Annotated in this window: 15 protein-coding genes; 4 read left to right on the top strand and 11 right to left on the bottom strand. The window is 74.6% G+C overall.

Annotated features, from left to right (window positions below; translation table 11 throughout):
* Positions 1-24 precede the first annotated feature (24 nt).
* From ACIGNX_RS10605 to ACIGNX_RS10570, 8 genes are all read right to left on the bottom strand, one after another.
* Entirely contained in the window at positions 25-399 is a 375-nt protein-coding gene (locus ACIGNX_RS10605) for a winged helix-turn-helix transcriptional regulator (protein WP_396538512.1), read from the bottom strand.
* A 4-nt stretch (positions 400-403) separates the two neighbouring features.
* Positions 404-1,615, bottom strand: coding sequence for an acyl-CoA dehydrogenase family protein (locus ACIGNX_RS10600; RefSeq protein WP_396538510.1), 1,212 nt, complete (start codon positions 1,613-1,615; stop codon positions 404-406).
* Complete coding sequence (locus tag ACIGNX_RS10595; protein ID WP_396538508.1) at positions 1,615-2,622, bottom strand: phosphotransferase family protein; 1,008 nt, start codon at positions 2,620-2,622, stop codon at positions 1,615-1,617. Before ACIGNX_RS10595 ends, ACIGNX_RS10600 begins: the two co-directional genes overlap by 1 nt.
* Positions 2,619-3,260, bottom strand: coding sequence for an HAD family hydrolase (locus ACIGNX_RS10590; RefSeq protein WP_396538506.1), 642 nt, complete (start codon positions 3,258-3,260; stop codon positions 2,619-2,621). Before ACIGNX_RS10590 ends, ACIGNX_RS10595 begins: the two co-directional genes overlap by 4 nt.
* Before the next feature lie 40 nt (positions 3,261-3,300).
* Positions 3,301-3,717, bottom strand: a complete 417-nt coding sequence (locus ACIGNX_RS10585) for a YkvA family protein (RefSeq protein WP_396538504.1) — start codon at positions 3,715-3,717, stop codon at positions 3,301-3,303.
* Positions 3,714-4,271 (bottom strand): Chromate resistance protein ChrB, encoded by a 558-nt coding sequence (locus tag ACIGNX_RS10580; RefSeq protein ID WP_396538502.1) that lies wholly within the window; start codon positions 4,269-4,271, stop codon positions 3,714-3,716. The genes ACIGNX_RS10585 and ACIGNX_RS10580 overlap by 4 nt, the downstream gene beginning before the upstream one ends.
* Before the next feature lie 29 nt (positions 4,272-4,300).
* Positions 4,301-4,822 carry a DUF6886 family protein gene (locus ACIGNX_RS10575; RefSeq protein ID WP_396538501.1) on the bottom strand — a complete coding sequence of 174 codons (522 nt, stop codon included), beginning with the start codon at positions 4,820-4,822 and terminating at the stop codon, positions 4,301-4,303.
* A 211-nt stretch (positions 4,823-5,033) separates the two neighbouring features.
* Positions 5,034-5,468 carry an Hsp20/alpha crystallin family protein gene (locus tag ACIGNX_RS10570; protein ID WP_396538499.1) on the bottom strand — a complete coding sequence of 145 codons (435 nt, stop codon included), beginning with the start codon at positions 5,466-5,468 and terminating at the stop codon, positions 5,034-5,036.
* Positions 5,469-5,582: 114 nt separating this feature from the next.
* On the opposite strand from ACIGNX_RS10570, the gene ACIGNX_RS10565 reads away from it, so the two are divergent.
* Positions 5,583-6,152 (top strand): hypothetical protein, encoded by a 570-nt coding sequence (locus ACIGNX_RS10565; RefSeq protein WP_396538497.1) that lies wholly within the window; start codon positions 5,583-5,585, stop codon positions 6,150-6,152.
* A 533-nt stretch (positions 6,153-6,685) separates the two neighbouring features.
* The gene (locus ACIGNX_RS10560; RefSeq protein ID WP_396538495.1) at positions 6,686-8,296 is read left to right on the top strand and encodes a PQQ-binding-like beta-propeller repeat protein; all 1,611 of its coding nucleotides are present in this window, start codon (positions 6,686-6,688) and stop codon (positions 8,294-8,296) included.
* Between the two features lie 4 nt (positions 8,297-8,300).
* Here ACIGNX_RS10560 and ACIGNX_RS10555 read toward each other — a convergent pair whose 3' ends face one another.
* Genes ACIGNX_RS10555 through ACIGNX_RS10545 form a run of 3 tightly spaced genes read right to left on the bottom strand, consistent with a single transcriptional unit; the run spans position 8,301 to position 11,745 of the window.
* Positions 8,301-8,978 (bottom strand): dienelactone hydrolase family protein, encoded by a 678-nt coding sequence (locus ACIGNX_RS10555; protein WP_396538493.1) that lies wholly within the window; start codon positions 8,976-8,978, stop codon positions 8,301-8,303.
* Positions 8,975-9,835, bottom strand: a complete 861-nt coding sequence (locus tag ACIGNX_RS10550) for an LD-carboxypeptidase (RefSeq protein WP_396538491.1) — start codon at positions 9,833-9,835, stop codon at positions 8,975-8,977. The genes ACIGNX_RS10555 and ACIGNX_RS10550 overlap by 4 nt, the downstream gene beginning before the upstream one ends.
* Entirely contained in the window at positions 9,832-11,745 is a 1,914-nt protein-coding gene (locus ACIGNX_RS10545; RefSeq protein WP_396538489.1) for a prolyl oligopeptidase family serine peptidase, read from the bottom strand. The genes ACIGNX_RS10550 and ACIGNX_RS10545 overlap by 4 nt, the downstream gene beginning before the upstream one ends.
* Positions 11,746-11,875: 130 nt before the next feature.
* On the opposite strand from ACIGNX_RS10545, the gene ACIGNX_RS10540 reads away from it, so the two are divergent.
* Positions 11,876-12,442 carry a DUF3090 domain-containing protein gene (locus ACIGNX_RS10540; RefSeq protein ID WP_396538487.1) on the top strand — a complete coding sequence of 189 codons (567 nt, stop codon included), beginning with the start codon at positions 11,876-11,878 and terminating at the stop codon, positions 12,440-12,442.
* 8 nt (positions 12,443-12,450) lie between these two features.
* Positions 12,451-13,245 (top strand): SCO1664 family protein, encoded by a 795-nt coding sequence (locus ACIGNX_RS10535; protein WP_396538485.1) that lies wholly within the window; start codon positions 12,451-12,453, stop codon positions 13,243-13,245.
* Positions 13,246-13,278 lie beyond the last annotated feature (33 nt).

The following is a 13,278-nucleotide window of genomic DNA, read 5'->3' as shown; positions in this document are numbered from 1 at the left end:
CGGCCGTGCCGGTGGTGGGTCCGGTCAGGGTGTGGCCGAGGCCCCGGTCGTGGCCGTCGTCGTGGGCTCCGGCGCGGCGTGCTGTCGGGCGTCGAGGAGTTCGCCGGTGTGCTCCTCGGCCCACGCGGCCAGGGCGCGGACGGGGGTGAGCAGCGAGCGGCCCAGGCCGGTGAGGGCGTGGTGGCCGTCGGAGGTGGTCAGCAGGCCGTTGTGGCGCAGCCGGGCGAGGGTCTGGGTCAGCATCTTGTTGCTGATGCCCCCGATCCGGTCGAGCAGTTCGCCGTAGCGCAGCGGGCCGTCGCCGAGGGCGACGACGACCACCACCGACCAGGTGTGGCCGACCACCTCCAGGGTCGTGCGGGCGGGGCAGTCGGCGAGGAACACGTCGAAGTCGCTCACCCCGTCACAGGTACCGCTTGAGCTCCCGCTTCGCCAACGACATCCGGTGGACCTCGTCGGGCCCGTCGGCCAGGCGCAGGGTCCGCGCGGCGGCCCACAGCTCGGCCAGCGGGAAGTCCTGGCTCACGCCGCCCGCGCCGTGGGCCTGGATCGCCTTGTCCAGCACCCACTCCGCCATCAGCGGCGTGCCGATCTTGATGGCCTGGATCTCGGTGTGCGCGCCCTTGTTGCCGACGGTGTCCATCAGCCAGGCCGTCTTGAGCACCAGCAGCCTGGCCTGCTCGATGCGCACCCGCGACTCGGCGATCCACTCCTGCACCACGCCCTGGCGCGCGATCGGCCGGCCGAAGGCCACGCGGGAGACCGCGCGCCGGCACATCAGCTCCAGCGCGCGTTCGGCGATGCCGATCAACCGCATGCAGTGGTGGATGCGGCCGGGGCCCAGGCGGGCCTGGGCGATCGCGAAGCCCTCGCCCTCGCCGGCGATCAGGTTCTCCGCGGGCACCCGCACGTCGTCGAACACGATCTCGGCGTGCCCGCCGTGCGAGGCGTCGGTGTAGCCGAACACGTGCATGCCGCGCTTGACGTGCACGCCCGGCGTGTCGCGCGGCACGAGGATCATCGCCTGCTGGCGGTGCCGCTCGGCGTCGGGGTCGGTCTTGCCCATCACGATGAAGATCGCGCAGTTGGGGTTCATCGCGCCCGACGACCACCACTTGGTGCCGTTGACGACGTACTCGTCGCCGTCGCGGACGATGCTGGTGGCGATGTTGGTCGCGTCGGAGGACGCCACGTCGGGCTCGGTCATGCAGAACGCCGACCGGATCTCCCCGTCGAGCAGCGGCCGCAGCCACCGCTGCTTCTGCCGCTCGGTGCCGAACATCGCCAGCACCTCCATGTTGCCGGTGTCCGGCGCGGCGCAGTTGAGCGCCTCGGGGGCGAGGTGCGGGCTGCGGCCGGTGATCTCGGCCAGCGGCGCGTACTGCAGGTTGGTCAGGCCGCCGCCGTGCTCGGGGTCGGGCAGGAACAGGTTCCACAGGCCCTGCGCGCGCGCCTCGGCCTTGAGCCGCTCCAGCACCGGGGGGCGGGCCCACGGGTCGTCGGCGTCGCGCAGCTGCTGCTCGGCGACCGGTTCGGCGGGGTAGACGAACTCGTCCATGAACCGCAGCAGCCGGTCGCGCAGTTCCTCGGTCCTGGCGTCGTAGGCGAAGTCCATCAGTGCTCCCCTGTGGTCGCGGCGAGTCCCTGCCGGACCAGCGGCAGGGTGAGTTGGCCGATCCGGTCGAACCCCGCGCCCACGGTCTTGCCGCGGGTGTAGCGGAAGTGGATGCCCTCGAGGATCACGGCGAGCTTGAAGTAGGCGAACGCCGTGTACCAGGCCAGCCCGCCGATGTCCGCGCCGCTGCGCTCGGCGTAGCGGCGCACGAGTTCGTCGGTGTCGGCGAACCCGGGCAGCGTGGGCACGGTGCCGGTGATCGGGTCGTCCTCGCGCGCGCCGGTGCCGTTCCAGTACACGCACAGCAGGCCGACGTCGGCGAGCGGGTCGCCCAGGGTGGCCATCTCCCAGTCCAGCACCGCGCTGATGTCGAGCGGGTCCTCGGTGACCAGCACGTTGTCCAGCCGGTAGTCGCCGTGCACGATCGTGGCGCGGGCGGAGCGGGGGACGGTGGCGGCCAGGCGGTCGCGCAGGTCGTCGATGCCGGGCAGGTCGCGGCTGCGGGAGGCGTCGAGCTGCTTGCCCCACCGGGCGACCTGGCGTTCGAGGAAGCCCTCGGGGCGGCCGAAGTCGGTCAGGCCGACGGCCGCCGGGTCGACGGCGTGCAGGTCGGCCAGCACGTCGACCAGCCGTTCGGACAGCACGCGCGCCTTGTCGGGGGTCAGCCACGGGCACTGGTCGCGGTGCCGCAGCGCCACGCCGGGCACCTCTTCCATGAGGTAGAACGGCGCGCCGATGACGTCGGTGTCCTCGCACAGCAGCTCGACGCGGGGCACGGGCACGGCGGTGCCGGCCAGCGCCTCGATGACCCGGTGCTCGCGGGACATGTCGTGCGCGGTGGCCAGCACGTGGCCCAGCGGGGGGCGGCGCAGCACCCACCGCCGGTCGCCGTCGGTGACGCGGTAGGTGAGGTTGGAGCGGCCGCCGGGGATGAGGTCGCCGGTCAACGGGCCGGTGCCCAGGTGCGCGGCGAGCCGGTCGAGGTCCAGGCCGGGCAGTTCGGTCATGCGGCGACTCCCCTGAGCTGGTCGATCACGGCGCGCGTGGTGTCGGCGTCGGTGTGCCGGTGGGCGTGCAGGCCGACCGCCCGTGCGGCTTCGACGTTGACCGGGGCGTCGTCGAAGAACACGCACCGGTGCGCGGGCAGGCCGATCAGGTCGAGGGTGTGCCGGAAGATGCGCGGGTCGGGCTTGCGCAGCCCGATCCGGCCGCTGATCACGATGGTGTCGAACAGCTCCAGCAGCAGTTCCTCGGGGTAGCCCTCGCCCCAGCTGTTGGACAGCAGCACGGTGCGCAGGCCGTCGGCGCGCAGTGCGCGGACCAGGTCGACCATCTTCGGGTCGGGGTGGGCACTGCCGAACATGCGGCGCAGCAGGCCCTTGGACGCCACCTCGCGCCCGTCGAGGGTGAGCAGTTCGGCGGCCAGGAGCGCCTCGAACTCGGCGGGGGTCAGCTCGCCGGTCTCCAGGCGGGTGACGGGGTTGTCGGGGAGCGCGTCGCGGCCCATCCACGCCTTGATGGTGCGCCCGTAGCGGTCCCGGTCGATGTTCTCCGACGTCAGCCAGTCCTCGATGAAGGCGGGCACGGAGACCGTGAGCACGCCACCCCAGTCCAGCACCACCGCGTCGATGCGCCGTTCGTCCACGGCGCGAGGGTACCGACCGGTCGGTATGTGGGCAAGCGGGTCAGGTCCGCCCCAGGCCGGTGAGGCGGGTGAGGACGGCGAAGCCGTCGTCGGTGCCCGGCCAGTGGGCGCGGACGGCGTCGAGCCCGGCGCGGCGGACCACCGCGCGCAGCACGGCGGTGACGACGATGGCGTCGTCGGCGTAGCCGAGGACGGGGATGAAGTCGGGGACGAGGTCGATCGGGACCGCGAGGTAGACCAGCAGCAGCCCCAGCCGGACGCGGACGCCGCGCGGGAGGGCCGGGTCGGCGGCCAGGCGGCGGACCAGGCGCAGGACGTCGGGCAGGATGCGCAGCGCCTCGCGCAGCAGACCGCCTCTCGGGCGCAGGACGACCAGCGCGGCCACGAGCGCGAGCCAGGTCAGCAGGAGCGCGCCGGCCACGCCCAGCAGCAGGTCCCACCAGGACGAGCCCGTCACGGCCGGTCCACCCGGGGCCGCGGGGCTTCGGCGCGCAGCGCGGCGTCTTCGAACGCGGCCAGTTCGGCGGCGGCTTGGTCCACGGCGTCGCGGGCGGCCCGGCCGGCGGGGGCGTCGAAGTAGTCGCGGGCGGCGATCTTGCCCAGCCAGGCGCGGAAGCGCTCGAGGTCGGCCTCGGACTCCTCGACCTCGGCGTAGGTGGCGTTGCCCCGGGCCCGCTCGTCGGCCAGTTCCCGGCGCAGTTCGGGCAGGCGTTGCAGCACCTCGGCGTACTCGGCGTCGCGGGCGGCGTTCAGCTCGGCGACGACCGCCTGCCGCTCGTCGGGGTCGGTGAGGGCCAGGGACAGCACGCGGGCGGTGCCGCCCTGGTGGCGGATGCGGTCGGCCAGTCGGCGCACCTCGCGCGCGACCTCGGGGCGGGCGGGCAGCAGGCAGACCGACTGCTGCAGGTACAGCGCGCCCAGTGAGCGCAGCTTGCGCCAGACCTGCACGCGCAGCGAGTCCGGCGCGCCGGCGGTGCTGGCGCTGACCAGCAGCCAGGGTTCGTTCGTCACACGGTGAGGTTACGCCCGTAACACGCGGTTCAGGGCGCGGGTGCGGCGTTGCGGAGGCGGATGCCGCTGAAGCCGAGCGAACCGGTGGTCACCCGGTGCCAGAACGGCCACAGGGTGGTCGTCAACCGCAGCTCGATGCCGGCGGCCTCGTGCAGGTCCGGCAGGTCGCCGACCGGCTCGGGTGGGCCGAGTGGCGCGACCGGCGTGGTGGCCACGTGGGCGTGGGGCGGTTCGCCGAACGGCCGGAACGCGCCGGCGTCGAAGCGGTAGGCGTAGAGGCGGGCGGTCTGCAAGCGCCGCAGCCAGCCGTACTCGATCACGTGCACGCGATCGGTCCCCAGCCACGCCCGGTCCTCGGTGATGGTGGTCGGTTCGACCCACGCCATGGCGCGCGGGCACTGGCGCGGGAACCAGTAGTCGGGCGCGCGGGTCGCGTCGACCGCCCACACGTACGCCCCGGGCTGGCGGGCGGTGGCGGCGACGTGGGGCTCGAACCGGGTGATGGTCGGGTCTTCGGAGAAGTGCAGCACTTCCCCCGGTGCCGGTCGCATGGTCGTCGATCCTGGCGGCAACCGGTCGTCGCGCTCCACCCGGTTTCCGGCCTGCCCGACCGTTCGCGCCGACCATTCGCGCCCCGCCGTGGTCGACACAGTGCACGGTCGTGGTCGACACCGCGCACGGCGGGGGTGGGACGTCGGCGACGTGCGCCGGGCCTGCCCGTCGCAGACCCGCGCACGTCCGGTACCCGACGGCCGTGGTCGCTCAGGCGTTGATCTCCTTCGGCCCGGCGTCGGACTGGCCGATGGCGATCTTGCGCGGCTTGGCCTTCTCCGCGACCGGGATGCGCAGCGTCAGCACACCCGAGTCGTAGTCGGCCTTGATGCGGTCGACGTCGAGCGAGTCGCCCAGGAACAGCTGGCGGGAGAACACGCCCAGCGGGCGCTCGGACAGCTGCATCTCGACGTCGTCGGTGCGGTTGGGGCGGCGCTCGGCCTTCACCGTCAGGACGTTGCGCTCCACGTCGAGGTCGATGGCGTCCGGGGTCACGCCGGGCAGGTCGAACTCCACCACGAACTCGTCGCCCGCGCGGTAGGCGTCCATCGGCATCGGCGTGGGCCGGGACCAGGTGCCCGGTCCGGTGAAGAACTGCTGCGCCAGCCGGTCCAGCTCGCGGAACGGGTCCGTGCGCATCAACATCGGGAACACCTCCTGCTTGTCATGGTCTCTGCGCTGGTGTCTTGCGCTGCCGGTTCAGTTGTAGCACGTCGTCATTACGTTGACAAGTGCCGGTGTCGTCAGTAGGTTGACGCCATGGCGATCGGAGATTACGAGACCGTCCGGGCGGCGGCAACCGGTGAGGACCTCAGCGCCGGGCAGGTGCTGTCGGCCCTGGTCCTCCTGCGGCGGCTGCGCGACGAGCTGGCCGGGTGGGAGCCCCAGCTGATCGCCGCGGCCCGCGAGCTGGGCACGAGCTGGGCCGAGCTGGCGCCCGCGCTGGGGGTGGCCAGCAGGCAGGCGGCGGAGCGGCGGTACCTGCGGCTGCGGCCCTCGGAGCTGGGTTCGACGGCGGAGGGCCGGGTGCGGGCCGAGCGGAACCGGCGCGCGGCCGATCGGGCGGTGTCGCAGTGGGCCCGGGACAACGCCGCGTCGCTGCGCAGCCTGGCCGGCCAGGTGGGGCAGGTGGACGTGGTGGTGCGGGCGGCCCTGGCGGAGGACGACGCCGTGGCGCTGATCGAGCCGCTGATGGCGGCCCTGGCGAAGGTGCGCGAGGCGCGGCCGGAGCTGGCGGCGGAGATCCAGGCGATCGGCGAGCAGGCGGAGGGGGTGCGGCGGGACACGACGACGTTGCGGGAGGGGCAGGCGCTGGGCGACAACCGCTGACCCGCGCGGGCCGGCCGGTGCGGTTGAAGGGGCGGGGCTCGACTGGCCGGCCGTCGACCGGGGCGGGTGATGGGTGACCGGCTGCCCTTTGGGCCGGTCGGCTGGTACCGGCGGGTGGTCGATCGGTGACGCCGAGCCGATCAGTGGGACCCGGGTGGGTCGGCTGGTACCGGCGGACGGTCGGCCGGTGACGCCGGGCCGGTCGGCGGGATCCGGGCGGTCGCGGGTGGCCGGGTGGGTTCGGTTGGCACGGATGACCGGCCCGACGGCCGTGTCCGGGCGAGGGGTCGGCCGTGTCCGGCCGGCGGGCGAGGCCGGTGGGTGGGTCGGGGTGTGCCGTTGTCCCCGGCTCGTGGGGCGGCGGCTGTGGGCGGTTGGTCGTGCCGGGGGTCGTCTTCGGTCGCCGGTGGGATCAATCGATCGGCTCGGTTCCGGTCAACCTTTTCCCGAGGCGATCCGGTCCTTTCGCCGATCGCGGTGCCCCCGTCGTCCCTGCCACGGTGGAGGGGTTCCGCGAGGCAGGGGGAGATGGGATGCGGGTGTCGAAACGGGTCGTCGTGTGGGTGGCCGTGGCGTCGTCGGTGGTGCTGTCGGGCGCGGGGGTGACGTCGGCCGCGCCCGCGCGGCCCGCCCGACTGGGCGACTGGGCGACCTGGTCGAAGGACCTGGCCGGGTCGCGGTTCGCGGCGGCGGAGTGGCGGATCACGCCGGCCAACGTCGGCCGGCTCAGGCTGAAGTGGGCGTTTTCGTTCCCGAAGACGGTGATGCCGGTGCGCAGCCAGCCCGCCGTGGTGGGCGGGGTGGTGTTCTTCGGCGGGTCGGACGGGAAGTTCCACGCCCGGGACGCGCGGACCGGCGCGGAGGTGTGGACGACGGACCTGTCCGGCATCTCGCCGGGTCCGCGGCCGGCGATCCCGTGGGACAGCCCGTCGGTGTCGGGCGGGCGGGTGTACTTCGGGGACCTGCGCGGGTTCGTGTACTCGCTGGACCAGGCCACGGGGCGGGTGGTGTGGGCGCGGCAGGTGGACGCGCACCCGGCGGCGACGGTCACCAGCTCCCCGGTCGTGTACGACGGGAAGGTCTACGTCGGCACGTCCAGCGGTGAGAACGCCGCCAACGACCAGAACGGGACGGGCGACGACCCGAACTACCCGTGCTGCACGTTCCGCGGCCACGTCGACGCCCTCGACGCGGCCACGGGTGAGCTGGTGTGGCGGCACCACACCGTGCCGGAACCCCGGGCGGTGGGCACGTGGCCCAGCGGCGCGACCCGCTACGAGCCGTCGGGCGCGGGCGTGTGGAGTTCCCCGGTGGTCGACCCGGCGACCGGCACCCTCTACGTGGGCACGGGCCAGAACTACACCGGCAGCGCGGGCGACTTCGACACGCTGCTGGCCCTGGACCACCGCACGGGCGCGGTGAAGTGGCGCAACCAGGTCACCCGGGCCGACACGTGGCGCGGGCTGTGCAACAGCCCCGACGGCGCCGGCTACTGCCCCGGCCTGCGGGACGGCTCGGCGTTGGACTACGACATCGGCGCGACGCCGAACCTGTTCACGGTGAACGGGCGCAGGCTCGTCGGGGTCGGGCAGAAGCTGGGCGTCTACCACGTGTTCGACGCGGCGACCGGCGAGGTGGTGTGGCGCCGGCAGCTGGGCGTGCCGCTGCCCGGCGGCGGCATCTCGGGCATCCAGTGGGGCACGAGCTTCGACGGCCACCGGCTCTACGTGGCCACCTACTTCGCCGACCCGGGCACGGTGTTCGCGGTCGACCCGGGCACGGGCCGGGTGCTGTGGAGCACGCCCAACCCGGCCGACGGCTGCACGACCGGTGGTGCCGCCGCGTTCCCCGACATCTGCACCCGGGCCCACGGCCCGGCGGTGACCACCAGCCCCGGCCTGGTGTGGGAGGGCGGCAACGACGGCAAGCTGCGCGCCTACTCCGCCCGGGACGGCCGGGTGCTGTGGAGCTACGACACGGTCCGCGACGTCATCGGCGTCAACGGCCTGCCGGGCCGGGGCGGTGCCATCTCCGGTGGTGGCGGCGGCGCGGTCGTGGCCGACGGGATGGTGTACGTGCAGGCCGGCTACGCGCCGGAGTACCCCGACCCCGACGGCGGCGACGTGCTGCTCGCGTTCGGGTAGCCGCTCAGACCGGGAAGGTCCGGGCGAGGAACGCGGTGGTGAGGTCCCACGCGGCCGCGGCGGCGCGCGGGTGGTGGAACAGCGGGGCGACGTGGTTGTGGAAGGCGTGGCCTGCGTCCTCCTGGACGTGGACCTCGGCGTGGGGCACGTCGGCGGCCGCGTCCACCACCCGCTGCACCGCGTCACGCGGGATGTAGGGGTCGTGGCCGCCGAAGTGGAACTGGACCGGGCACCGCACGGCGGGCAGGGCGTCGACGCGGTCGGGCACGGTCGAGCCGTAGAACGACACGGCGACGTCGGGCCGCGCGGTCACGGCGACCTCGTAGGCGATCGACCCGCCCAGGCAGAACCCGAACACCCCGGCGCGGCCGGTGCGGGCGCGCAGCCGGTCCAGGGTCGCCACGACGTCGGACACGCCCAGCGCCGCGTCGAAGCGCGAGGCGACGTCCACCGAGGCGGCCAGCCCGGCTTCGTCGTGCCCGGAGGACCAGCCGGGGGCGACGCGCCAGAACAGCTCGGGCACGGCGACGACGTAGCCGAGCGCGGCGAGGTCGGCGGCGACGGAGCGCAGGTAGTCGTCCAGGCCGAAGATCTCCTGGACCAGCACGAGACCGGGTCCGCGCCCGGAGGCGGGTTCCCACAGGGGCGCGTCGAACTCGCCGTCGGCGACCGTGATCCTCACCGGTGCACCGTAACGGTCCCGGCACCGCCGTCGACCTCCACGGGCACGCCCAGCGGCACGGTGAGCTGACCGGGGCAGTGCCCGAACGCGACGTCGGAGACGATCGGCACGCCGAGCCCGCCCAGCCGGTCGGCGAGCACCGCCGCGGGGTCGCCGCAGTTGGTCCACGAGCCGAGCACGAGCCCGGCGACCCCGGCGAACCAGCCGGTGCGCAGCAGTCCGGTGAGCATCCGGTCGAGGCGGTAGGGCTCCTCGTCGACGTCCTCCAGCAGCACGACCGCGCCGGGCGGCGGCGGTGCCTGCACCAGGCTGAGGTTGCCGCCGACGGCGACGCCCCGCGCGACGCCGGGGACCAGGCCCACCCCGCCGTAGGAGGTCACGCCGGTGAACAGGGCGGCGCGCAGCCGTTCGCGGGCCCGCGCGTCCTCGACGAACGCCCTGGTGGCGACCATGGGGCCGAACCAGGTGGGCACGCCGTGCGCCCACAGCCGTTCGTGCAGCACGGTGGTGTCGCTGGAGCCGACGAACACCTTGGGCCGGGCGGCGACGGCGGTCCAGTCGACCAGGTCGACCATGCGCAGGCTGCCGTAGCCGCCGCGGGCGCACAGCACGCCGGCGGTGGCGGGGTCGAGCCAGGCCCGTTCGAACGAGCGGGCGCGGTCGGCGTCGGTGCCCGCCAGGTAGGGCAGGGTGGGGTGGGTGTCGAGGACGTGGGGGTCGGGCCGCACGTCCAGGCCCCACTCGCGCAGCCGGGCGACCCCGGCGTCGAGCAGGTCGGGCGGGCAGGGCCCGGCCGGGCTGACCACGGTGACGCGGTCGCCCGGCCGCAGCAGCGGCGGCGCGGCCGGCGAGGTCACCGGCGCAGTTCCAGCACCGGCACGCCGGGGGGCGTGAACCCGAACACCTGCCCGTAGAACGACAGCTCGGCCCCCAGCGCGGCCACGACGGTCTCGGCCTTGCGGAACCCGTGCTGCTCGCCCTCGAACGTGAGGTAGGCGTGCGGGATGCCGGTGCCGTCCAGGGCGCGGGCGAACCGGTCGGCCTGCTCGGGCGGGCAGATCTCGTCCTCCAGCCCCTGCAGCAGCAGGACGGGCCCGGCGAGGTGTCCGACGCGGTGGGAGGGTGACCGCTCGGCGTACCGGTCGGCCGCGGCGGGCCAGGGCCCGACCAGGCCCTCGACGTAGCGGGACTCGAAGTCGTGGGTCTCGCCGCCCGCGCCGGTCCAGCCGGCCAGGTCGAGGATGGGGAACGCGACCGTGCCGCACCGGTAGGTCTTCACCGAGGTCAGCGACGCGGCCGAGGTCCAGCCGCCGGCGCTGCCGCCGCGGATGGCCAGCCGGTCGCCGTCGGCGGTCCCCTCGTCGGCCAGGGCCCGGGCGACGGCGGCGCAGTCGCGGACGTCGACCACGCCCCACTGCTCGCGCAGCCGTTCCCGGAAGGCCCGCCCGTAGCCGGTGGAGCCGCCGTAGTTGACCGCGACGACGCCGATGCCGCGGCTGGTCAGGTAGGCCAGCTCGGCGTCGAGCACGGGCGCGCAGCGGCCGGTGGGGCCGCCGTGGACGTGCACGACGTAGGGCGGCTTCTCGTCGTCGGGTCCGGCGAAGTCGGGGTTGCGCGGCGGGTAGACGTAGGCGGGCACGTCGCCGTCGGGGCCGGGGAACAGGCGTTCCTCGGGCACGGGCAGGTGGTCGACCGGCAGCGGCGACGCGGCCGGGGTGTGCTCGGTCAGCTCGCCGGTGGACAGGTCCAGCGACACCACGGCCGCCTCGGTCAGCGGCCCGGCGGCGGAGCTGACCACGACGCCGTCGTGCACGGCGAGGTGGGCGTGCCAGACGGGCAGGTCCACGTCGACGTCGGTGACGGTGCCGCTGCGCTCGTCGAGCACGGCCAGCGCGCCGGAGCGCAGCACGGCGTGGCGGCCGCCGCCGAGCGGGGCGAACCAGCGGTTGCCCAGCCGCCACATCGGCCCGCCCAGCTCCTGCGCGCACGGGGCGAGGTTCGTCGCGGTGCCGTCCGGGCGGATGCGGAACAGGTTCCACCAGCCGTCGGGGTCGGTGAGGGCGAGCAGGTCCTCGCCGTCCCACTCGACCTGGCAGACGGCCTCGGTGTCGCCGCCGGCCACGACGCGGTGCCCGGGCGAGCCGACCTCGGCCACGCACAGCTCGGTGCCGTCCCACGGCATGCGGGGGTGGTCCCAGCCGATCCAGGCGAAGCGGCGGCCGTCGGGCGAGAGCCGGGGCCCGGTCATGAAGTGGTGGCTGGCGGCCAGCACCCGCGGCGGGGAGCCGTCCAGGGGCAGCGCGACCAGGTCGCGGCGCACGTCGGTGCGGGCGTCGCCGGTCACGGTCTCGCGCACGCACCACACCTCGGCGTGCCCGGGTCCGGCGGTGAGGTCGGCGTAGCGCAGCCCGTGGTGCCGCTCGGGCTCGGGGCTCAGCGGCACGGGCCGCGGGTCGTCGGGGTCGAACAGGTAGACGCGCTGGTCGTCCCAGTTGGTGAACGCCACGCGCGTCCCCTCGGGCGTGTCCAGCACCACCCACGGCCGGCCGCCGTACTCGTGGACGCGGTTGCGCGCGTTCCACGGCGGCGGCAGCAGGTCCCGCCCGTCGCGCACGAGCGCGACCCGGCCGCCCTCGGCGGGGCGTCCCTCGGCCCACCAGGGGCGACCGTCGTGCAGGTCGACCCACTGCGGGCCCCCGCCGGCCGCGGCGGCGTCGGCCGCGCCGATGGGCGATGTCCACGTTCCGTACGGTGCGATCGTCACCACCCGGCCGACCCTATCGGTGCGCGCGGCGGACCGGTCGGGACCGAACGGCGGGGTGTCGTGTTCGCCGGTCGTGGAAAAGGGAGGGGCAGGGCTGCCGATCTTGCTCGCGTGGCCTAGGGTCGTCGTTGTCATGGCACGCGTCATCCACGTATTCCGCCAGCCCGACCGGTTCGTCGCCGGCACCGTCGGGCAGCCTGGCGAGCGCACGTTCTACCTGCAGGCCTCCGAGGAGGCCCGGCTGGTCAGCGTGGCGCTGGAGAAGCAACAGGTCGCCGTACTCGCCGAGCGCATCGGCTCGCTGCTGGAGGAGGTGCACCGGCGGTTCGGCGCGGAGGTCCCCGACGCGGTCCCCGACGACCTCCGGGACACCGAACCGCTGGCGGTGCCGGTCGAGGAGGAGTTCAAGGTCGGCACGATGGGGCTGGGCTGGGACGCGGAGTCCCGCGCGGTCGTCATCGAACTGCTCGCGATCACCGAGGAGGAGGTCGACGAGGCGGTGGTGCTCGACGACACCGAGGAGGGCCCGGACGCGGTGCGGGTGTTCCTGAGCCCGGTGGAGGCGCGGGCGTTCGCCGAGCGCGCGGACCGGGTGGTGCGGGCCGGCCGCAAGCCGTGCCCGCTGTGCGCGGAGCCGCTGGACCCGGAGGGGCACGTGTGCCCCCGGCAGAACGGCTACCGTCGTTCGGACGAGGGCTGAGCGCGGCGGTGGGTCCGGCTGACGACGGGGTGCTCGACCTGCTGCGGCGTGGCCGCATCGAGGTCGAGGGCCGGTTGGTGGACGCCTCGAACGCGACGTTGTTCTGCGGGATCGGGCTGGACGGCGTGACCGCGCAGTGCGTGTACAAGCCGGTGCGCGGCGAGCGGCCGCTGTGGGACTTCCCGGACGGCACGCTGGCGGGCCGGGAGGTGGCGACGTTCCTGGTGTCGGAGGCGGCGGGGGTGCACCTGGTGCCGCCGACGGTGCTGCGGGAGGGCCCGTTCGGGCCGGGCATGGTGCAGCTGTGGGTGGACACCCGTGAGGACGACGACCTGGTGGACATCGTGCCGGAGGACCGGGTGCGGCCGGGGTGGCGTTCGGTGCTGCGGGCGCACGACCGCTACGGCGAGCCCGCGGTGCTGGTGCACGCCGACCACCCGCGGGTGCGGTTGATGGCGGCGTTCGACGTGGTGGTGAACAACGCCGACCGCAAGGGCGGTCACGTGCTGCACGCGGTCGACGGCGCGGTGTACGGGGTGGACCACGGGATCTGCCTGCACTCCGACGACAAGCTGCGCACGGTGCTGTGGGGCTGGTTGGGCGAGGAGCTGCCCGGTGACGCGGTGGAGGCGCTGCGGCGGCTGCGGTCGGAGCTGGCCGGCGGCCTGGCGGGGCGGTTGCGGGAGCACGTGACGCGCGCGGAGGTGCGGGCGTTGACCGAGCGGGTGGACAAGCTGCTGGCGGCGGGGGTGTACCCGGCGCCGTCCGACGACTGGCCGGCGATCCCCTGGCCCGCGTTCTGACCGTCGCGGCCGGTCCCCTTCCCGGGGTCGGGA

The sequence above is a fragment of the Actinosynnema sp. NPDC053489 genome (assembly GCF_044544865.1).
Classification (GTDB): Bacteria; Actinomycetota; Actinomycetes; order Mycobacteriales; family Pseudonocardiaceae; genus Actinosynnema.
Note: the sequence above shows the minus strand (reverse complement) of the source record. Positions and strands in the feature narration are given on the sequence as shown.

Excerpts from the sequence above, each read along its gene's own strand:
- ACIGNX_RS10575 (WP_396538501.1), bottom strand. The coding sequence starts at position 4,822 with ATGCGACCGGCACCGGGGGAAGTGCTGCACTTCTCCGAAGACCCGACC.
- ACIGNX_RS10570 (WP_396538499.1), bottom strand. The coding sequence starts at position 5,468 with ATGTTGATGCGCACGGACCCGTTCCGCGAGCTGGACCGGCTGGCGCAG.
- ACIGNX_RS10600 (WP_396538510.1), bottom strand. The coding sequence starts at position 1,615 with ATGGACTTCGCCTACGACGCCAGGACCGAGGAACTGCGCGACCGGCTG.
- ACIGNX_RS10595 (WP_396538508.1), bottom strand. The coding sequence starts at position 2,622 with ATGACCGAACTGCCCGGCCTGGACCTCGACCGGCTCGCCGCGCACCTG.
- ACIGNX_RS10560 (WP_396538495.1), top strand. The coding sequence starts at position 6,686 with ATGCGGGTGTCGAAACGGGTCGTCGTGTGGGTGGCCGTGGCGTCGTCG.
- ACIGNX_RS10540 (WP_396538487.1), top strand. The coding sequence starts at position 11,876 with ATGGCACGCGTCATCCACGTATTCCGCCAGCCCGACCGGTTCGTCGCC.
- ACIGNX_RS10565 (WP_396538497.1), top strand. The coding sequence starts at position 5,583 with ATGGCGATCGGAGATTACGAGACCGTCCGGGCGGCGGCAACCGGTGAG.